The following is a 19,247-nucleotide window of genomic DNA, read 5'->3' as shown; positions in this document are numbered from 1 at the left end:
GTCGGCCCAGTCGCAGACGGCGCCGACCACTCGACCAACGAACGAGGCCAGATCCATGACCCAGGTTGCCAAAGGCGATTTCGTCGTCAAGCTCCTTCCCCTGTCGTTTGAAGGCCAGCCGGACGGCTCCAAGCTCGGTCGCATGTCCATCGACAAGACGATCACCGGCGACCTGGTGGCCACCACCCAAGGGCAGATGCTCAGCGCCACCACTGACGTCAAAGGCTCGGCGGGCTATGTGGCCATCGAGCGGGTGCAGGGCACGCTCAATGGCAAGAAGGGCAGCTTTGTGCTGCAGCACACCGGCACCATGAACAAGGGGGCGCCTAGTCTGTCGGTCACCGTGGTGCCGGACTCCGGCACCGATGAGCTGGTGGGACTGAGCGGCACCTTCCACATCATCCTGGACAAGGGCCGGCACAGCTACGAGTTCTCCTACTCGCTGCCTTGATCTGAAACAGCACCCGCCTCGTCATCGGTATGCGATCGCGCTGACATCGCGATGGGCCGAACGGCGCTCGGCACGACGGCTCAAACGCCAAGTAGCGAGTCAGCGGTGCGAGGTCAGGGTGCGGGCTTCTTCCCCGCGCCCCGAATCGCCGTCAGCTGTTTCCCCAGCCACTCCCGGCTCTCCACCGCCGCCGTCTGGCTGCACCGCACCTGATACGCCTTGCCGGACATGCTGCTCTTGGTGGCCGCCAGTTCGATGAACTGCTCGGTGCTCTGGACGGTGGTCTTGTCTTCCAGATAGTCGAGCTTGCGCAGCAGATGGGTGCGCGCTTCCTCGCCGCTGTACCAACTGCCGTTGCGGCTGAACTGGCAGCCGGACTTCTGCAGTTGAATCAGCAGGGTGTCGATCTCGGCGCGTACCGGCGCCGCCGTGGGCGCGGCCACCGCAAGGAGCGGGGAGAGCGCCAGCGACAGGGCCAGCGTGGCGGTCAGGGCAGGGTGGAGCAGCTTCATGGGCGCCAAGCTTAGCCTGGGTTGGCGCACCGCCACCCCATCGCTCAGATCGATCAGATCGCTCAGGTCCGATCAGATCGCGCTCTGCTTCACCCGCTGAGCCGTGGCCTCAGCCGACTCCTTGCGCTCGCTGTAGCGATCCAGCAGACAAGGCCCGAGGTCACGGGTCAGCAGCGTGAACTTGAAGAGTTCTTCCATGACGTCCACCACCCGGTCGTAATACGACGATGGCTTCATCCGACCTTCCTCGGTGAACTCCGCATACGCCTGCGCGACCGAGGACTGGTTGGGGATGGTCAGCATCCGCATCCATCGGCCCAGCACGCGCATCTGATTGACCGCATTGAAGCTTTGCGAGCCGCCGGACACCTGCATCACCGCCAGCGTCTTGCCCTGCGTCGGCCGGATCGCGCCGGTGCTCAGCGGGATCCAGTCGATCTGCGACTTCATCACGCCGGTCATCGCGCCGTGGCGCTCCGGTGAGCACCACACCATGCCCTCGGACCAGGCCGCCAGTTGACGCAGCTCCTGCACCTTGGGATGGGTGTCCGGTGCGTCGTCGGGCAGCGGCAGGCCCGACGGATCGAACAGGCGTACCTCGCCGCCCATCGCCGTCAGCAGACGGGCGGCCTCGAAGCTCAGCAACCGGCTGTAGGAGCGGCTGCGCAGCGAGCCGTAGAGCAGCAGAAAGCGCGGCGGATGCCGGGACGGTGACGCGGCGGTCAGACGCGCCGGATCCGGCACCTCGAACAGCGCGCGATCCAGCGCGGGGAAACTCAGCTCCAGCTCAGCCACGTGAGGCTCCTTGTTCATACCAGGCCTGCGACCGGTTGACGATGGCCACCACCGCAAGCATCACCGGCACCTCGATCAACACGCCGACGACCGTGGCCAAGGCCGCACCGGAGTGGAAACCGAACAGGCTGATCGCCGTGGCCACCGCCAGCTCGAAGAAGTTGCTCGCACCGATCAGCGCGGACGGACCCGCGACGCAGTGGCGCACGCCCAGCCGTCGATTGAGCCAGTACGCCAGCCCCGCATTCAACACCACCTGGATCAGGATGGGCACCGCCAGCAGCGCGATCACCAGCGGCTGGTCGATGATCCGATCGCCCTGGAAGGCGAACAGCAGCACCAGGGTGAGCAGCAGCGCCGCGATGGAGAACGGCCCCAGCCGCGCGACCACCGCTTGAAAGTGAGCCGTGCCCCGCTTGAGCAACTGCCGACGCCACAGCTGGGACAGCACCACCGGCACGAGGATGTAGAGCCCCACCGAGGTCATCAGCGTGTCCCAGGGCACGGTGATCGAGGACAGCCCCAGCAGCAGCGCCACCAACGGAGCGAAGGCGACGATCATGATCGCGTCGTTGAGCGCGACTTGGGACAGCGTGAAATACGGGTCGCCCTTGCAGAGCTGGCTCCACACAAACACCATCGCGGTGCAGGGCGCGGCGGCCAGCAGGATGAGCCCGGCGACATAGCTGTCGAGTTGGTCCGCCGGCAGCCAATCCGCAAACGCATGGCGGATGAACAGCCAGCCCAGCAACGCCATCGAGAACGGCTTGACCGCCCAGTTGATGAACAGGGTCACGCCGATGCCGCGGGCATGGGCGGCGACCTGTCCCAGCGCGCCGAAGTCGATCTTCAGCAGCATCGGAATGATCATCACCCAGATCAGCAACCCGACCGGCAGGTTCACTTGCGCCACCTCCCAGGCAGCGACCGTGCGCGCCAGGCCCGGAACGAACTGGCCCAAGGCCACGCCCGCGACGATGCACAGGCCCACCCACAGGGTGAGATAGTGCTCGAAGAAACTGATGGCCGGCCGGCCGCTGGGCGTGCCTGTGGCCGGTGCCGGTGCTGGTGCTGAAGGCATGGAGGTCATCGCTCAGGACCTCGAGATCTCGTCGAGCGCCTGTTGCAGCTCGGCGTCGGTCATTGCATCCAGCGGCAGTTGCGCCAGTTGCAGCATGCGGTAGCCGATGGCCTGGCGCGTGAGCGCAAAGGCCTGCGCGCGCTCCGCCTCCGGTGCGGTGGACGGATCGGCAAAGCCCCAGTGCACCCGCACCGGGCTGCCCGGCCAGTAGGGGCAGGGCTCTGCCGCCGCGCTGTCGCACACGGTGATGACGATGCGCATCACCGGCGCGGATTCACCGACAAACTCGTCCCAGCTTTTGCTGCGACAGCCGGAGGCGTCGATGCCGGCGCTCTCCAACGCCTGGAGCGCATGCGGATTGATTCGACCGCTGGGTGTGCTGCCGGCGCTGTGGGCGCGCCAGTCTCGGCCCAGGCGATGCGCCCAGTGGTTCAGCAGCGCTTCGGCCAGCACGCTGCGGGCCGAGTTGTGGGTGCACAGGATGAGGATGTGGATGGACATTGGCGATGGCCTGAGGGTCAGCAGCAGGTGGGGGTGGAGGAGGGCACCGCGCAGGACGCGCCTTCGCAGCAGTTGTCGGTGAGGTAGCCGAGCAGCGCATTCATCTGCGGATAGGCCGCTCGGTAGATCAGGTGGCGACTGGCACGTTCCTGGGTCACAAGGCCCGAAGCGACCAGTTCCTTGAGATGGAAGGACAAGGTGGCGGCCGGAACCGCCAGGCCCTCCTGGATGGCGCCGGGCGTCAGCCCGGTCTCGCCCACCACCACCAGCGCGCGAAACACCCGCAGCCGCAGCGGCTGCGCCAAGGCGCCCAGGGCTTTGACAACGTCTGATTCTTCCATATTTCGACTTTAGTCGAAATGTAGATCGGTGGCAATTCTGGCCATCGCGTGGGAACCCCCACGCAGCGGCCAGCCTCCGCGCAGACTGGGGGAGGATCCGCCCGCAGCGCATGTCCCGCGCAAAGGGACGCACAAATCGCCGCTCATGTTGCCGCGTCTCGGCGCGGCCCTGCGGATCGGGACCGGGATCGGATCGTTTCGGCACTGCCTCGCTTGGCAGCGCCGCGCGTCAACGCCGCTTGATGGCGTCCTGTTGCTCCTGCCACTGCGCCTGCACTTCAGGGGTCAGCGCGTCTCCGAAGTCCGAAGGCTCGAAGATCTGGCGGATCTCGATCTCGGAATCCACCGGCATCGGGTTCGGACAGCGCTTGACCCACTCGATCGCCTCCTGCTGCGAGGCGCACTGCCAGATCCAGAAGCCGGCCACCAGCTCCTTGGTCTCGGCGAACGGGCCATCGATCACCCGGCGTGACGGGCCAGAGAACTGCACCCGAGCGCCTTTGCGGCTGGGATGCAGACCGTCACCGGCCAGCATCACGCCGGCCTTCACCAACTCGTCGTTGAATCGCCCCATCTCGGCCAACATCTCGGTGGTGGGCATGTCGCCGGCTTCGCTGGGGGTGGTCGCCTTGACCAGAATCATGAATCGCATGGCTGTCTCCTGAGCGCCTGTCCAAAAGAAACGAGGGTGGACGTTTCCGTTCCACCCTCATGACGTGCAACAGGCGCTGATTTCGACAGCCGTGATCGAGACGCCATCCCGCAAGCTATGCCGCTAGCCATCCCGTCCGCCAAATCGATCGCCGATTCGATCGCCGCCACCGTCGCCTTGCGGCGACCGGTGCGGTGTCGGCTGATCCATGCGTCACCCAGGCGCCAACGAGGCGGCGCCTGGATCGGTCTCTCGTTCGCTCGTTCGGTGCGGCACTCGATCAGGCACTGGAATCAGGCGCGCAATCAGGCAGCGGCCAGCAGTTGCCGCAGCACGTAAGGCAGGATGCCGCCGTGGCGGTAATACTCCACCTCGATCGGGGTGTCGATGCGCAGGATCAGCCGCACGCGGCGTTCCGCGCCGTTCACCGGCTTGATGATCAAGGTCGCCTCGGACTGCGGCAGGATCTCGTCGCCCAGTTCGATGTCGATGATCTCGTGGCCGGTCAGGCCCAGGCTCTCCCAGGAATCGCCGGGGCGGAACTGCAGCGGCAGCACGCCCATGCCGACCAGGTTGGAGCGGTGGATGCGCTCGAAGCTCTTGGCCACCACCGCCTTGATGCCCAGCAACTGGGTGCCCTTGGCCGCCCAGTCGCGGCTGGAGCCGGTGCCGTATTCCTCGCCCGCGAAGATCACCGTCGGCACGCCGGCGGCCTGGTAGCGCATCGCCGCGTCGTAGATGAACATCTTCTCGTTGCCCGGCTGGAAGAGCGTCAGGCCGCCTTCCTCGCGGGATCCGTCGGCCTTGGTCGGGATCATCAGATTCTTGATCCGGACATTGGCGAAGGTGCCGCGCATCATGACTTCATGGTTGCCGCGGCGCGAGCCGTAGCTGTTGAAGTCGGCCTTGGTGACGCCCTGCGCCTTCAGGTAGCTGCCCGCGGGCGAGACTTCCTTGATCGAGCCGGCCGGGGAGATGTGGTCGGTGGTGATCGAGTCGCCGAACAGCGCCATCACTCGCGCATTGCGCACCCCCACCTCCAGGGCCGGCGGCGTCTGGGTGAAGCTGCCAAAGAACGGCGGCTGCGCGATGTAGGTGCTCTTGGGCCAGCCGTAGACCTGGCCGGTGCCGCCCTTGATCTTCTCCCAGAGCTGGCCGGGTTCGGCCTTCACCTTGGCATAGTTGGCGCGGTAGGCGTCCGGATTGAGCGCCAGCTTGAGCAGGGTGTAGATCTCGTCGCTGGTCGGCCAGATGTCGCCCAGATACACCGGCTTGCCGCCGGTGCCCAGGCCGACGGGCTCGGTCATCAGGTCGCGGGTCACATTGCCGGCAATGGCATAGGCCACCACCAGCGGCGGGCTGGCCAGGAAATTGGCCTTGATGTTGGGATGGATGCGGGCCTCGAAGTTGCGGTTGCCCGACAGCACCGCCGAGCAGATCAGGTCGTTGCTGGTGATCGCCTCGTTGATCTCGGGCGTCAGGTCGCCGGCATTGCCGATGCAGGTGGTGCAGCCGTAGGCCGCCACCGAGAAGCCCAGCTTCTCCAGGTAGGGCAGCAGGCCGGCCTTCTCCAGATACTCGGTGACGATGCGCGAGCCCGGGGCCAGCGAGGTCTTGATGTGCGGCTGCACCGTCAGCCCGGCATAGACCGCCTTCTTGGCCAGCAGGCCGGCAGCCAGCATCACGCTCGGGTTGGAGGTGTTGGTGCAGGAGGTGATGGCGGCGATCAGCACATCGCCATTGCCGATGTCGATGCCTTCCTGGGCGCCGCCCAGCGGATAGCGCTGATCCAGCTTGTCGGCCGGCTGATTGAAGCCGTTCTCGGTCACCGGCTTGCTGAACAGGCTGGCGAAAGTCTTGGCCAGGTCGGTGATGACGATCCGGTCCTGCGGGCGCTTGGGGCCGGCCAGCGACGGCACCACGGTGCCCAGGTCGAGCTTCACCACCTGGCTGTAGTCGATGTCGCCGGCGCGGGGCACGCCGAACAGGCCCTGGGCACGGAAGTAGGCCTCGAAGGTCTCGATCTCTTCCTGGGTGCGGCCGGTGCCCTTGAAATAGTCGATGGTGCGCTCGTCCACCGGGAAGAAGCCCATGGTCGCGCCGTACTCGGGCGCCATATTGCCGATGGTGGCGCGGTCGGGCACCGACAGCGAGGCCGTGCCTTCGCCGAAGAACTCGACGAACTTGCCCACCACCTTGGCCTTGCGCAGGATCTCGGTGACGGTCAGCACCAGGTCGGTGGCGGTGACGCCTTCGCGCAGTCGGCCGCTGAGCTCGAAGCCCACCACGTCCGGGGTCAGGAAATACACCGGCTGGCCCAGCATGCCGGCCTCGGCCTCGATGCCGCCCACGCCCCAGCCCACCACGCCGATGCCGTTGATCATCGTGGTGTGGCTGTCGGTGCCGACCAGGGTGTCGGGGTAGTAGACCGGCGCCTCGCCACCGCCCTTGCCGCCGTGACCGTTGCGGCCGCTGCCCTTGTGCACGCCGCGCGCCAGGAACTCCAGGTTGACCTGGTGGACGATGCCGAAGCCCGGCGGGACCACGCCGAAGGTGTCGAAGGCCTGCATGCCCCACTTCATGAATTCATAGCGCTCGCGATTGCGCTCGAACTCCAGCTTCATGTTGAGGTCCAGCGAGGTCTTGTCGCCGAAGTAGTCGATCATGATCGAGTGATCGACCACCAGATCCACCGGCACCAGCGGCTCGATGGTCTTCGGATTTTTGCCCTGTGCGGCCGCCACATTGCGCATCGCCGCCAGGTCGGCCAGCAGCGGCACGCCGGTGAAGTCCTGCAGCACGACGCGGGCCACCACGAACGGGATTTCCTCGTTGCGTGGCGCATTGGGCAGCCAGTGAGCCAACTGCCTGACGTGCTCGGCGGTCACCCGCTGGCCGTCACAGTTGCGCAGCACCGATTCCAGCACCAGCCGGATCGACACCGGCAGCTTCGACACGGCGGGAAACTGCTCGGCCAGCCGGGGCAGTGAATAGAACTGGCCGGTCTGGCCGGAGGCGGTCTTGAAGCTGGAAACGGTGTTGGCAAACGCGTGGGGCATGGCTCACTCCTTGGCTTTGTTTGTTCGCAGGCTTGCTGGGGGTGTGGTCGAGCGGATCGCGCTGATTGTGGCCCGACTGCACGGCGCTGTGATGACTCCCTTGGGCGATGGACGTGCCCGGGGGGTCTCAGGCACCGCTGGTCGCCCCGCAGGCTGCCGGAGGGCGCGCCATCCCGCTGTCCCGGTCTAAAAGGGGGCGCTGCCGGAGGGGCCAGGGCGCTGCCGTCGTGTGCGGCCTTGGCCAGCCTTGCCGATTTGAGCAGGCACATGAATTGCTCCGGGGCCGCCGGCCTATAGCCCGGCGCTACGAGGCCATGTCGCGGGCCTCGCAGCCTGCGCCTTGCGCCTTGCACTGCCGACGCCGATCGTGATGTCGAACGCAGTTCGCCCAGTCGTCCCTTGCCGGTCGGTGCCTGCTCGGACCTGCTCTGACCTGCTCTGACCTGCTCGGACAGGGCCCCCCAGCGCCGCAGGCGCTTGCCCGCGATCGATTGAACGCGGTCCGCCCTGCGGCAGCGCGTGCGCCCCAGCCACCGGTGAAGCGGAACCGCTCGGATCCGCTTGGGGACAGACGGTCTTCGTACGCTGGAGGATCGCCCGGATGGGCGGCATCGTCGGTGTGGTCCGTGTGGTCCCGACCCTCTCAGCCTGTTGTCCCGTGGTGCAAGAGGAATGGAATGGATCAGGAACTGCTGTCCGAAGCCGAAAGCGTGATCGAAACCGCGCCCGATGCCGCGCCCGAGGCCGAGCGCCCAGAGAGCGGCGTCCCGGGCCCGCTTGCCGGGGCTTCGGGGCCGTTGCCCCCGGCCGGGGTCACCCTGCTGCAACGGATGTTCCAGGCCTATCCCGGCAGCTTGATGCTGCGCCAGGGCAACTGGCACATCCGGCTGGGCGGCCAGGCGGCGCATCTGCCGCCGGCCTTCACCCTGGTGCTGAACAATCCCACCGCGCTGCGTCGGCTGCTGATGGGTCGCGACCCGCTGCGCTTTGCCGAGGCCTATTTCAGCGGCGAGCTGGATGTGGAGGGTAATTTCTTTGCGGCGCTGCAGCTCAAGGACCATCTGTCGGGGCTGACGCTGTCCTGGGGCGACCGGCTGCGCCTGGCGCTGCGGCTGCTGGCCCCGCCCCCTGGCGCCAGCGCCGCTGGCTTGCGTGCCGCGGGGGTGCAGCGGCACAGCCGGGACGAAAACAAGGCCGCGATCGCCTTCCATTACAACCTCTCCAACGAGTTCTACGCGCTGTGGCTGGACCCGGCCATGGTCTATTCCTGCGCCTACTACGAGACCGAGGACACGCCGCTGGAGCGGGCGCAATGGGCCAAGCTGGACCATATCTGCCGCAAATTGCGGCTGCAGCCCGGTGAGACGCTGCTGGACATCGGCTGCGGCTGGGGCGCCCTGGTGATCCATGCGGCCCGGCATTACGGCGTCCATGCGACCGGCATCACGCTGTCGGAGCGTCAATCGACCCTGGCGCAGGCGCGCATCGCCGCCGCCGGGCTGGAGGGGCAGGTGTCGGTGCGGCTGTGCGATTACCGTGACCTGACCGGCCAGTTCGACAAGATCGCCAGCGTGGGCATGTTCGAGCATGTCGGCTTGCGCAACCTGCCCACCTACTTCGGCTGCGTGAACCGGCTGCTCAAGCCCGGCGGCCTGTTCATGAACCACGGCATCACCCATGAGGAGGAGGGCTGGGGCCAGGCCTTGTCCTCCCGCTTCATCAACCGCTATGTGTTCCCCGACGGCGAACTCGACCGGGTCAGCCACGTGATGCAGGTGATGGAGCAGCAGCAGTTCGAACTGCATGATGTGGAGGGCCTGCGCATGCACTATGCGAAGACCCTGCGGGCTTGGGTGCAGCGGCTGGAGCAGGGCCATGAGGCGGCGCTTCATCATGTGGATGAAGCCCGTTACCGCGTCTGGCGGCTGTACATGGCGGCCTGCGCATTGGAGTTCGAATCCGGCGAGCTGGGGCTCTACCAGATCCTGGCCAGCAAGCGCGACGGCGGACCGGCGCCCGTGCCGCTGACCCGGCGCCACCTCTACGAGCCGCACTGAGCCCCGGGCCGCCGCGCCGACTCATGGGCCGCGCGGCGTCACGGGGGGATCGGCCCGCGGCGGCTTGTGGGGCCGACAGCCTGCAGCCTATCCCTCTGGGTATCGCTGTGCCTGTCGTTCTACCTATCGCTCTGCCTATCGTTCTACCTATCGCTTCGCGTGGTCGCTCTGCCTATGGCTCTGCCCCTCGCTCAGCGTCTCCCGCCGCGTCCCCCGTGCCTCCTCGGTTCGGACTGCTCCAACGGTGACTGGGGGGCGTCAGCTTCGGCATCGGGCGTTCCGCTGGTGCCCGTGTCGCGCCTCGCAGCGCCCCTCCCAGTGCTGCTCGTCCGTCCGATCTCAGCGCCGTTCGGCGAGGGCGATCCCGTCACCCAGCGGCGCAGTCGTTGCATCGCGCCGGCGACCTGGGCATCGATGGCGGGCGCATGCGCCCGCACGGTCAAGGCAGCGTAGGTGGTGACGGTGGCCATCGCTGCGCCATACATGCCCATGCGGAAGCAGTCCATGCCGGTCATCGTGTCATCGGTGAGCTGATCCCGGGGGCTGTGGTCGGAATGGGTGGCATTGGCCGCGCCGACCGGCCAGGGCTGGTCGGCCAGCACCATCGATTCGGTGTAATGGCAGGCCAGCAGCACCAACGCGTGGGCCAGTGTGGAGGCGCGCGGCAGATCCTGCAGGGTTTGACGCAGCATCTGCATGGTGGCCTGTGTCCAGGACGGCTCCGGCTCCGGCGGCGGCGGCCGGTTGGCCAGATCGGCCAACGCGCCCACGCGGCGGGCGAAATCCGGCTGCGAGAGCAGCAGCAGCGCGTAATCATTCGGCGTGAGCCGCAGCAGGCGGATCTCGTGCTCAACCGTGCCGCTGACGATGGTGTCGATCTGCGTCTGGGCCAGGAAGTCCAGCGACCAGCGCCACACGTTGGACAAGCTGCCGAACGGAGGATCGGCGCCCATGCCCAGGACGGCGGCCATCGTGGGCACGGCCACGCCACGTAACAGCGTGTGCAGTGCGCACTGAATCCCGCTGCGCAGGTTGCGGTCGCCCACCGGGTCCAGCGCCAGCCGCCTCGCCACCTGTTGGGCCAGCGGATTGGTCAGCGGACCGTGGGCGCTGCACAGGCGACCGCGCTGCACCCGCTCTGCCACCGATTCGCCCACGGCGGAAGCGGCAGCACGCATCGGTGCGAGCCGAGCGTAATTGACCGCCATCGGCGCGGCGGGAGTGACCTGTCCGCCCACGTGAAGGGGGCGGCGACTCATCGCCATCCCGATCTGCAGCGCGGCAAACCCGAGCAACGGTAACAGGCTCCCGACCATGGCGCGGGCGTAGCGGGCCTGGGCACCCAGCACCATCTCATCGCGGTGCAGGCTTCGTAGCAGAACTTGCACGGCGAGGTCTGAATCCTCCAGACCGGCCGCCACCATCAGCACGACAGCCCGGTTCACGCAAGGCACCACCTCTTGATCGTAGTCGGCGTGATCGAGGCCCTCTCGCGTGGCCACCCCACGGAAGACCTCCTGCAATGGGGCGCCCATCCGATCGGCCGCCGCCTGCTGCGCCGGCGTCCAGCGCCGCAGGACCTCGCAGAGCTCATCGGGCGTCTGCGGGTCGTCGATCAACTCGCGCACCGTCGCGGGCAGTTGCGGGTGCGGGCCGGGGCGATGACGGACGTCGTCGGGATCTTCGCTGCCCTCATCGGCCGCGTTCGCCGGCACGGTGGTGCGGTGGCTGAGCGAGGCGGGGATCATGTGTCGTCGCTCCCATTGCCGTGGCGGGCAGCAGTCGCGAGATCATGGGTGAGATCGAAAGCGTCATCACTCCCCGCATCACTTCCCGCCTCACTCCCCGCCTCACTCACTTCATCGCTGACTTCATCGCTGACTTCATCGCTGGCATCGTAGTCCGAAGATCGCGCGGAGCTCGACGGTGAGTGGGCGTCCGACGCGTGGGATGAACTGGACGAGTCGCGACGCCCCGACGTCGACCCTGAAGCAGCGGCCGCCTCGCCGCCCTGCCACCACTGGCGCAATCGACCGATGACGGCCGCGACCTGCGTGTCTAGCACCGGCGCATGCGCCCGCACCGTCAACACGGCATAGGTGGTGAAGGTGGAGAGCATGATCCCCTGCAGGGCAAGGCCGAAGGCCTCCCGGGCGGTGAGCATCTCGGGCACCGTCCCGGAGCCGTCGAGCCGCCAGACCGCCATCTTCCGGCCGATGGGGGCCCGTTGCTGATCATGGAGCAGGGCTTCCGTGGCCAGCGAGGCCAGCACGACCAGGGTGTGAAGCAAGGTCGAAGGGCGAGGCCATCCCAACACGGCACGCAATGCGGGGCCGGCGAGCGGAAGGACGTCCTCGTCCAAGGCCTGGATCGAGGCCAGTTGCGTGACACGTTGTGCGAGGTCCCGTTGGGACAACATCAGGAGTCCGTATTGTTGCGGCGTGGGATGAACACGGCGGGTCAAGGACTCTGCCAGGCCGATCGGCCCGCTGTCGAGGAGGATCCGCGCGGAGGTGTCCAGATAAAGGCGCGCGCCGGCGGAGAGACCGCCGGCCATGGCGACGAGGCCGGGGACCATGAAACCGCGGCTGACCATGTGAATGAACCACTGCACGTTGGCGCGATGGTCTCGGTCGTCGGTCGGGCTGCGAAGCAGTCGATCGTGAAGTCGTTGTGCCAGCGGATGGGTGTAGGCGGCGTGCGGGCCCAGCAAGGCTTGGTCGCGGATGACTTCCCTGACCGACTCCCCCAGGGCGTGCAGACCGGCACGGGCGGGTGCACTGAACATCCCTGCCACGGAGGCGGGCGGCAGATGAGAGTCCCAGTAGGGACTGGGCGTGCGGGCCGTCAGTCCGAGGCCCAGATGACTGAAGATCCCCGTGCACCCACCGAGGAAGCCACCGACGATATTGCCCACCACGCCCGAGGCATCCTCCAGGTACCCGTGATCGCGGCGATGACTGATGGACAGGTTGAAGGCCGCAGTCTCCGAATGGGCGATCCCGGCCGCCACCATCAGCACGGCGGCCCGGTCCAGCGTTGGCACGACCTGTTGGTCGTATTCGGCCTCGGTCATGCCATCGTGGGTGGCCAGGTCAAGAAAGGCGCCACGCAGGTTTCTCGCCATCTGGTCGGCGTGGGCCTGCTGGGCGGGGTGCCACCGCTGCAGGATCTCCCTGAGGGGCGCCGGCGTGTAGGCGTCGTCGATCAACGCCTGCACCGTGGGCGGCAGCACAGCGGGCGCTGGCACATGGGGTGGGCCCGTGTCAAAAGCGGAGGTCGGCTGTGTCGCCGCGTCCTCACGCGCATCGGTGGAGGGGGCGCCGGAGGGCGCGGCGGCGCGATGAGGCAGCATGGGCAGCATGGGCAGGCTCCAGCATGGCAGGCAGGGGCGCGCCCTGACTCGCCACGGCGCGCAAGCCGGCTCAGTCGCTCGCCCCGCTTCTGGGTTTGACAATGCGCGTCCCAAAAGCCGAATGACGGTGCGCAACTCGCCCGGCTGGTGGTGAAGAAATTTGCGGCGGGGTTTAAGTCGCGGCGTCGGACGGTCGTCCTGTGTGAGTGAGGGCGATCCGTAGCCCTTCGATCCCCAAGCGCAAGACCACTCTCTAGGAGCGAACACCATGTTGAGCCTGCACACCAATGCCGCGGCCCTGTCGACCCAGAACTCGCTGAGCTCGACGCAGAAGAGCCTGTCGACCTCGATGACCCGTCTGGGCACCGGCTACCGCGTCAATTCCGCGATGGACGACGCCGCCGGCCTGCAGATCGCCACCCGTCTGGACGCCCAGACCCGCGGCATGGCCGTGGCCCAGCGCAACACCCAGAACGGCATCTCGATGCTGCAGACCGGTGAAGGCGCGCTGACCGAAGTCAGCAACATCCTGCTGCGCATGAAGGACCTGGCCACCGAAGCCTTCTCGGCCTCGTCGACCGCGACCGACAAGACCGCGATGCAGAACGAGTACGACGCACTCGGCACCGAACTGACCAACATCGTCAAGAACACCAGCTTCGGCGGCACGCAGCTGTTCTCTGACGGCACCACCATCGACGGCTCCAACGGCAAGATGAGCGCTGCGATGAGCTTCCAGATCGGCGCCAGCGCCGGCGAAACCATGTCGGTGGACGTCAGCACCCAACTGACCGCGCTGGGCACCGCCCTGGGCGCGATCTCCACCCAGTACGCCGCCGCGCCGGCTGCGGGCACCGAACTGTCGGCCGCCACCAACGCCCTGCTGACCACCATCGGCACGGCGGTGGACCGGGTGGGTGAGCTGCGCGCGTCCTTCGGTGCGGCCGCCAACCGTCTGGATCATGTCTACAACAACCTGCAGAACATGAGCACCAACACCACGGCCGCCAAGGGCCGCATCATGGACACCGATTTCGCCGCCGAGTCCTCCACGATGACCACCAAGCAGATGCTGCTGCAGTCCGGCACCTCGATGCTCAAGCAGAGCAACAGCATGTCCGGCCTGGTGATGTCGCTGCTGGGCTGATTCCCCACGCACGGGCGATCAGGCGCTGCGGCGCCCGACGCCTTGGCGAACCGGCCGGCCCGCGGGTGCATGCCCATCGCGGACTCCAGGTCGGTTCCGATTATCCACAGCCGGGCCTGCGCCCGGCTGTTTGGCGTGTGCGGCGTGACGTGGCCGCACGGCGCCTCTTGCCCGCCCCACGTCGGGCCGGCCTTGGAGGTGAACCATGGCGACAACCGGGTCTGCATCGACATCCACCGGCCCGATCCAGGCGGTCGGCGCCACCGGGCGGGTGCACGCCGTGCTCCGGGATCTGCCGGGCGCCCCCGGCGGCCTGCTGCCCGGCCAGGTGCTGCGGCTGACGCAGGGTCGCGTCGGTGGCGAGGGCGCTGGTGACGGCGCTGGCAAGGGCGGTGGCGCTTGGCAACTCGCATCGCTCGACAGCGACCAGGTGCTGACGCTGCTGCAACCGCCGCTGGAGGATCTGATGCCCGGCGACCAGTTGCTGCTGCGGGTGCGAACGGTGTCGCCGCGGCTGGAACTGGAGGTGCTGGAGCGACGCTCGCCGTCGACCGCCGGCGCAAGCGATCGGCCATCCGACCGCCTGTCCGACGGCGCCGCCGATGCCTCGTCTAAACGCTCGTCCACACGCTCGTTCGAAGGCGCATCGGAGGGTGACGGCGGCTGGGCCCAGTTCGCCGCCTTGCGTGGCGATCTGGCGGCATGGCGCCGGCAGATGTTGTCCGAGCTCACCGCGGCGCGTGCGGGCGATGCCGCCCGGCCGACCCCCCTCACCCTGGCAGCAGATTGGGCGATGGCGCTGAGCCACGGCCGTGCGCCGATGGGCCCGGGCGGTGAACCGTTCTGGCTGTTGCCGCTGGCCTACTGGGTGCGTGACGAGCCGGATGCACGCTCGGCCCCCCACAGAGGCGCTGACCGATCACCCGATCCATCGTCCGAGGACGCCCCCGGTGCCGACCCGGCGCTCAGCCTGTTGCTGAAATGGCGCGGGGCCGCGATCGGTCTGCAACTGCAAGGCCCGCGTGACGCGCTGCGGCTCACGCTGCTGGCGGAGAACGACGTCGTCCTCGCGGCCCTGCGTGCGGAACTGCCGCGACTGGTCGCTGCGCTGGTGCGCGCCGGTTTCCGGCTGTCCCGTCTGGGGTGGCGCCGGCAGGCGTTGTGGGTGCCTGCCGACCCGCCGTCGGCCGAGCCGCCGCTGCCCGTCCACGGACCGCTGCTGCAGGCCGGCGCCACGCTGGTGGTGGCGCTGCAGTAGGCTGGTGCCTACGCGGTCGTAGCGCTCCCAGCGCCTCCGCTTCAGCCTCAGCCTCAGCCTCGCGGCCTGAGCCGCCCACCGACCTGGATGGCGGTGGCTCGGGTCGAGTCGGCGTCGGGTCCGTCACAGGCGGGTCTCGTACAGCGCTGCCTCTGCCAGCAGCACGGTGCGATCACTCGATGCGACGGATTCGCCGGGCGCGTGGCGCGTGGCGATCTGGCTGAGCCTCTTCCAGGGATGCGCGGCGTCTTGCGGCGCACATGGGCTGCGGTCGGCGGTGAGGCGGTCAGCCGGCGCAAGTTGGCGGGGACGTCGCACCTGCATCGCCATGCCCGCCTCGCAGTCCGGCGATGTCGCGGTTGACGTCGCCGCCGCCGCCGCCGCTGCCGCTGCCTCCGGCGTGGCGTAGGTGAAGCGTCGACGGCAACGGCCGACGGCCTGCCACGCGTGTCCGGCCAGCCGTTCGGCCGCAGGATCCAGCCAACGTTCCGCCCAGGCACGAACCGATTGAGAGGTGACGACCGTGATGGCGGCGAGGGCGCTCGCCCAACTGCTCAGCGCCAGGACGGTGAGCGGATCGACCGGCGGGCCGAGTCCCCGGGTGAGTTCATCCTTGTCCAGTCGAGACGACAGATTGCCTCCCACCGGATAGGCGGTCGTGCACAGGGCCAGGAAATGGCTCAACATGAACGGGGCGACGCCCAGCGCGGCGCGCGCGTAGGTGGATGGACGGACCAACCCGGCAGCGATGTCGCGCATCGATTGCACGCATTTCCCCCGCCCGGCGTCGTCCCGATGCAGTTGCGTCGCCCATCGCGGGAACTCGCGGCTGGACAGCGTCATGAAATCGCGGATGGGCGGCGGCGTTTTCAGTCCCAGCGGTCCGCCGAGCACGGCCTGGGCGATGAATGCTTCCCTCATGGCTGCCACGAAGGCGTCCACCAACAGGTAGGCCGTCAGCGGAACCTTGACAGGCAGCGCGCCGATCACGGCGGTGCCCAGGCACACGCGAAGGATCGCGTCCGTCAGCAGCGTGGCCGCCGCATCGCGCAGAGTCTGGCGGCGTTCCGAGCGGCTGGGGCACTGATGCAGATGGGACGCCAGCGCATTGCCGAACGAGGCCCGCGGTCCCAGGAGCGCATTGTTCTCCAGCGACCGGCGACCGATGTCACCGAGGCTGTCGATCCATGCGAACAGCGGAGTCGCCGCCAGCAGGACGGCGCCGGCCACCCACGGCATCCCGGCGTCGGAGCCGCCACCGGGCGGCGCGTACACATCGGGCGGCTCGGCGTTTTCTTTCAGCGTGAGCACGGCTGCGGCGGCAACGAGCAACGGCGCGAGGGCTGCCGGCAGTCCGTAGCAGCGTCCCACCTGGCTCAGCTCTTTCGCTTCTCCGGCCCCCTTGTTCAGGAAGTCGCGGAGCGCGGGCAGGGTGTCCATCCCCAAGGCGACGCTGACCACGGCCGCCTGCCGCAGCGAGGGGAGCAGCCTCGTCTCGAACTCTTGCGCCCACTGCGGGCCCTGTGCGGTGGCCAGGGCGCGAAATTCATGGTCGAACAGCGCCATCAGAGCGTCTGCACGGCGACCATGGTCCTCCGACCAGTTCCGGAGCTTGGCGACCAGGTAGGGCGGGGTGTCCGGATCGCCGAGCAGTTGCCGTGCTTGCACCATGCTGGCCCGGGGTGCGTCATCGCCGGCACGGCGTTGGGCGCGCGAGGTCTCGGGCCGGGCGGCGGTCGCGCTGATCGAAGCGCCGTCGTGACCCGGCTGAGAGGGGCTGTGGCTCTGGCCTTGGGTCTGACTTTCGGTCTGGTTTGTAGTCGGTTGTCCGGTCTGGTGTCCGGTTTGGTGCCCGGTCGGGGGCGTTGGCTCGTCACTCGCGTTCAATGAAGCGAAGCGCGACAGATCGGGGCAACTGGCGGTGAAGCTGCTCCACATGGCGGGATCCTCCTGATCAAGAGGACCGCCGCTGTGGCGGGCGGGACACCGACGTCGAGGCGCCGGCGTCCAGAGGGCGGTCCAGCGCGATCAGTGCGGACGACCCGCGCGGGGTTCTGTGTGCAGTGGCTCCGTCCTACTTCAAGCCGCCACTCAGGAAGGCCTTCAGGCGCTCGCTCTGCGGCTTGGACAGCACCTCGCGCGGATCCCCTTGTTCTTCCACGCGGCCTTGATGCAGGAACATCGTGTGGGACGAGACCTCACGTGCGAAGCCCATTTCATGGGTCACGACGATCATGGTTCGGCCTTCAGCCGCGAGGTCGCGCATCACCTTCAGGACTTCACCGACGAGTTCCGGATCCAGGGCCGACGTCGGTTCATCGAACAGCATGACCTCGGGCTCGACCGCCAGCGCGCGCGCAATCGCCACGCGCTGCTGCTCGCCACCGGACAACTGCGCCGGATAGACATCCTTGCGGTGCGAGACGCCCACTCGGGCCAGCAATGCCTCGGCCTTTTCGATCGCCTGGGCCCGGGGCTGACGCAGCACATGGACCGGCGCTTCGATCACGTTTTCCAGCACGGTGCGGTGAGCCCAGAGGTTGAAGTTCTGGAACACCATCGCCAGGCGCGCCCGCCAGCGTTGCAACTGGGCCGCATCGACCGCCTTGAGGCTGCCGTCGCGGTCGCGGGCCAGGCGCAGGGTTTCGTCTCCGAGCGAGAGCGTGCCTTCATGCGGCTGCTCCAGCAGGTTGAGGCAGCGCAGGAAGGTGCTCTTGCCGGAGCCGCTGGAGCCGATCAGCGTGATCACGTCTCCGGGCTTGGCGGCGAGCGACACGCCCTTGAGCACCTCGCGATCGCCGTAGCGCTTGTGCAGGTTGTCGACAACGAGACTGGCGGCGGACGACATCAACGGGCTCCCAACAACTTGCCGGTGCGCAGGGCTTCGCGCCCGGCGACCTTGGCGACCTTGGCGCCGGCGGTGGCCAGGCGCAGCGTGTCGCGGGCGAAGAGCAGGCCATCGACCGGGCTCTTCAATTCGGTGACCGATCCGCTGATCGGATCGATCACATGGGCAATCACATCGCCCTCGGCCACGACCTCGCCGACCTCGCGCAAGAAGGTGAGCACGCCGCCGACCGGCGTCTTGACCGGCATGCAGCCCGCCAACGGGCGGGCGTCACCCAGCGGCGCCGGCACGACCGGCGCCGGGCCGGCGATCACGCCGCGATGACGGAGGAAATCCACCAGCGCCTGCGCATCCTTGGCGGCCAGCGCGTGATGCACATCCTGCTGGCCGCGCAGCTCCACCGTCACCGACAGGCAGGCCTGGGGAATGGGGAAGCGGTCTCCGAAGTGACGGGCCCATTTCCACCAGACCTGGGAGCAGGCCTCGTCGAACGGGTTGTCGCCGGAGTCGGTCGCCAGCAGCGTCACCGCTGCGCCGAGGTAGGCGGCCAGCGGCTCGCACTGCGGCCAGCAGGGCGTCTCGGTGTAGAGATGCATCAGGGCCTGGGCGTCGCAGTGCAGGTCCAGCACCACATCGGCGTCGCAGGCCAGCAGCATCAGCGTCTTGCGCAGCGCCTGGAGTTCGGTGTCGGCGGGGGCGGACTGGATCTCGGTCTTCAGCGCGGCCCGCAGCACCTGCACATTGCGGGCGGCGTCGCTGCCCAGGCGCGGCTCGGCGGAGCGGGCGGCGGCGTCGATGAATTCGGGATAGTGGCGGTTGAAGTTCTCGCCGGACAGGGCGTCGAAGCGGCCCAGATGCGACTGCAACCACCACTGCGACAGCCCGATCGGATTGGCCATCGGCACCAGGATGATCTCGCCCTGGATCTGGCCGTCGGCCTCCAAGCGGTCGAACTGCTGGCGCAGGTGCCAGGCGGTGAGCATGCCGGGCAGCTCGTCGGCATGCAGGGAGGCCTGGATGTAGACCTTGGGGCCTTGCCCGGCGTGGCCGTAATGCAGCGAGACCAGCTCGCGCTGGGTGCCGGGCGTCGGGCTCGGCAGGGAATGTGTCTGGACGTGCATGGATCAGGAATCCGTGAGGAGTCGGGCGGCGCGCGCTGGTGCAGCGGCGGGCCGCTCGCGGCGGGAGGC

The 19,247-nt window shown here is 68.0% G+C and carries 16 protein-coding genes; 4 read left to right on the top strand and 12 right to left on the bottom strand.

What is annotated here, in order from left to right; translation table 11 throughout:
* The first annotated feature begins 55 nt into the window (after nucleotides 1-55).
* Complete coding sequence (locus tag N4261_RS16850) at nucleotides 56-451, top strand: DUF3224 domain-containing protein (protein ID WP_261756438.1); 396 nt, start codon at nucleotides 56-58, stop codon at nucleotides 449-451.
* 113 nt (nucleotides 452-564) lie between these two features.
* Here the strand turns inward: N4261_RS16850 and N4261_RS16845 are convergent, their stop codons facing one another.
* The 7 genes from N4261_RS16845 to acnA all read right to left on the bottom strand — a co-directional run bounded on the left by N4261_RS16845 (nucleotide 565) and on the right by acnA (nucleotide 7,392).
* Nucleotides 565-963: a YfeK family protein gene (locus tag N4261_RS16845; protein ID WP_261756437.1), complete on the bottom strand. Its 399-nt coding sequence runs from the start codon at nucleotides 961-963 to the stop codon at nucleotides 565-567.
* A 72-nt stretch (nucleotides 964-1,035) separates the two neighbouring features.
* The gene (gene arsH, locus N4261_RS16840) at nucleotides 1,036-1,758 is read right to left on the bottom strand and encodes an arsenical resistance protein ArsH (protein ID WP_435531942.1); all 723 of its coding nucleotides are present in this window, start codon (nucleotides 1,756-1,758) and stop codon (nucleotides 1,036-1,038) included.
* Complete coding sequence (gene arsB, locus N4261_RS16835) at nucleotides 1,751-2,848, bottom strand: ACR3 family arsenite efflux transporter (RefSeq protein WP_435531941.1); 1,098 nt, start codon at nucleotides 2,846-2,848, stop codon at nucleotides 1,751-1,753. The genes arsH and arsB overlap by 8 nt, the downstream gene beginning before the upstream one ends.
* A 3-nt stretch (nucleotides 2,849-2,851) precedes the next feature.
* Nucleotides 2,852-3,340, bottom strand: a complete 489-nt coding sequence (locus N4261_RS16830) for an arsenate reductase ArsC (RefSeq protein ID WP_261756435.1) — start codon at nucleotides 3,338-3,340, stop codon at nucleotides 2,852-2,854.
* A 17-nt stretch (nucleotides 3,341-3,357) separates the two neighbouring features.
* Entirely contained in the window at nucleotides 3,358-3,681 is a 324-nt protein-coding gene (locus N4261_RS16825) for an ArsR/SmtB family transcription factor (protein ID WP_261756434.1), read from the bottom strand.
* Nucleotides 3,682-3,910: 229 nt separating this feature from the next.
* Nucleotides 3,911-4,333: a YciI family protein gene (locus tag N4261_RS16820; protein ID WP_261756433.1), complete on the bottom strand. Its 423-nt coding sequence runs from the start codon at nucleotides 4,331-4,333 to the stop codon at nucleotides 3,911-3,913.
* Nucleotides 4,334-4,638: 305 nt separating this feature from the next.
* A complete protein-coding gene (gene acnA / locus N4261_RS16815; protein ID WP_261756432.1) occupies nucleotides 4,639-7,392 on the bottom strand; it encodes an aconitate hydratase AcnA in 2,754 nt (917 codons plus the stop codon).
* Nucleotides 7,393-8,069: 677 nt separating this feature from the next.
* On the opposite strand from acnA, the gene N4261_RS16810 reads away from it, so the two are divergent.
* On the top strand, nucleotides 8,070-9,449 hold the full coding sequence (locus tag N4261_RS16810) for a class I SAM-dependent methyltransferase (protein WP_261756431.1): 1,380 nt from the start codon (nucleotides 8,070-8,072) through the stop codon (nucleotides 9,447-9,449).
* A gap of 191 nt (nucleotides 9,450-9,640) precedes the next feature.
* Here the strand turns inward: N4261_RS16810 and N4261_RS16805 are convergent, their stop codons facing one another.
* A complete protein-coding gene (locus tag N4261_RS16805) occupies nucleotides 9,641-11,197 on the bottom strand; it encodes a hypothetical protein (RefSeq protein ID WP_261756430.1) in 1,557 nt (518 codons plus the stop codon).
* Complete coding sequence (locus N4261_RS16800; RefSeq protein WP_261756429.1) at nucleotides 11,194-12,939, bottom strand: hypothetical protein; 1,746 nt, start codon at nucleotides 12,937-12,939, stop codon at nucleotides 11,194-11,196. Before N4261_RS16800 ends, N4261_RS16805 begins: the two co-directional genes overlap by 4 nt.
* A 133-nt stretch (nucleotides 12,940-13,072) precedes the next feature.
* Between N4261_RS16800 and N4261_RS16795 the strand changes: the two genes are divergently transcribed.
* The gene (locus N4261_RS16795; protein ID WP_261756428.1) at nucleotides 13,073-13,951 is read left to right on the top strand and encodes a flagellin N-terminal helical domain-containing protein; all 879 of its coding nucleotides are present in this window, start codon (nucleotides 13,073-13,075) and stop codon (nucleotides 13,949-13,951) included.
* 205 nt (nucleotides 13,952-14,156) lie between these two features.
* A complete protein-coding gene (locus N4261_RS16790; protein WP_261756427.1) occupies nucleotides 14,157-15,209 on the top strand; it encodes a flagellar hook-length control protein FliK in 1,053 nt (350 codons plus the stop codon).
* A 123-nt stretch (nucleotides 15,210-15,332) separates the two neighbouring features.
* Here the strand turns inward: N4261_RS16790 and N4261_RS16785 are convergent, their stop codons facing one another.
* From N4261_RS16785 to N4261_RS16775, 3 genes are all read right to left on the bottom strand, one after another.
* Nucleotides 15,333-17,147, bottom strand: a complete 1,815-nt coding sequence (locus tag N4261_RS16785) for a hypothetical protein (protein ID WP_261756426.1) — start codon at nucleotides 17,145-17,147, stop codon at nucleotides 15,333-15,335.
* 136 nt (nucleotides 17,148-17,283) lie between these two features.
* Nucleotides 17,284-18,057: an ABC transporter ATP-binding protein gene (locus N4261_RS16780; RefSeq protein WP_261756425.1), complete on the bottom strand. Its 774-nt coding sequence runs from the start codon at nucleotides 18,055-18,057 to the stop codon at nucleotides 17,284-17,286.
* On the bottom strand, nucleotides 18,057-19,178 hold the full coding sequence (locus N4261_RS16775) for a succinylglutamate desuccinylase/aspartoacylase family protein (RefSeq protein ID WP_261756424.1): 1,122 nt from the start codon (nucleotides 19,176-19,178) through the stop codon (nucleotides 18,057-18,059). Before N4261_RS16775 ends, N4261_RS16780 begins: the two co-directional genes overlap by 1 nt.
* Nucleotides 19,179-19,247 lie beyond the last annotated feature (69 nt).

This window comes from Roseateles amylovorans (genome assembly GCF_025398155.2).
GTDB lineage: Bacteria > Pseudomonadota > Gammaproteobacteria > Burkholderiales > Burkholderiaceae_C > Roseateles > Roseateles amylovorans.
Note: the sequence above shows the minus strand (reverse complement) of the source record. Positions and strands in the feature narration are given on the sequence as shown.

What these genes read in the sequence shown, in the direction of transcription:
- N4261_RS16845 (WP_261756437.1), bottom strand. Translation starts at nt 963, where the DNA reads ATGAAGCTGCTCCACCCTGCCCTGACCGCCACGCTGGCCCTGTCGCTG.
- N4261_RS16805 (WP_261756430.1), bottom strand. Translation starts at nt 11,197, where the DNA reads ATGATCCCCGCCTCGCTCAGCCACCGCACCACCGTGCCGGCGAACGCG.
- N4261_RS16830 (WP_261756435.1), bottom strand. Translation starts at nt 3,340, where the DNA reads ATGTCCATCCACATCCTCATCCTGTGCACCCACAACTCGGCCCGCAGC.
- arsB (WP_435531941.1), bottom strand. Translation starts at nt 2,848, where the DNA reads ATGACCTCCATGCCTTCAGCACCAGCACCGGCACCGGCCACAGGCACG.
- N4261_RS16850 (WP_261756438.1), top strand. Translation starts at nt 56, where the DNA reads ATGACCCAGGTTGCCAAAGGCGATTTCGTCGTCAAGCTCCTTCCCCTG.
- N4261_RS16810 (WP_261756431.1), top strand. Translation starts at nt 8,070, where the DNA reads ATGGATCAGGAACTGCTGTCCGAAGCCGAAAGCGTGATCGAAACCGCG.
- N4261_RS16780 (WP_261756425.1), bottom strand. Translation starts at nt 18,057, where the DNA reads ATGTCGTCCGCCGCCAGTCTCGTTGTCGACAACCTGCACAAGCGCTAC.
- N4261_RS16790 (WP_261756427.1), top strand. Translation starts at nt 14,157, where the DNA reads ATGGCGACAACCGGGTCTGCATCGACATCCACCGGCCCGATCCAGGCG.
- N4261_RS16825 (WP_261756434.1), bottom strand. Translation starts at nt 3,681, where the DNA reads ATGGAAGAATCAGACGTTGTCAAAGCCCTGGGCGCCTTGGCGCAGCCG.
- N4261_RS16820 (WP_261756433.1), bottom strand. Translation starts at nt 4,333, where the DNA reads ATGCGATTCATGATTCTGGTCAAGGCGACCACCCCCAGCGAAGCCGGC.
- acnA (WP_261756432.1), bottom strand. Translation starts at nt 7,392, where the DNA reads ATGCCCCACGCGTTTGCCAACACCGTTTCCAGCTTCAAGACCGCCTCC.
- N4261_RS16795 (WP_261756428.1), top strand. Translation starts at nt 13,073, where the DNA reads ATGTTGAGCCTGCACACCAATGCCGCGGCCCTGTCGACCCAGAACTCG.
- N4261_RS16775 (WP_261756424.1), bottom strand. Translation starts at nt 19,178, where the DNA reads ATGCACGTCCAGACACATTCCCTGCCGAGCCCGACGCCCGGCACCCAG.
- N4261_RS16785 (WP_261756426.1), bottom strand. Translation starts at nt 17,147, where the DNA reads ATGTGGAGCAGCTTCACCGCCAGTTGCCCCGATCTGTCGCGCTTCGCT.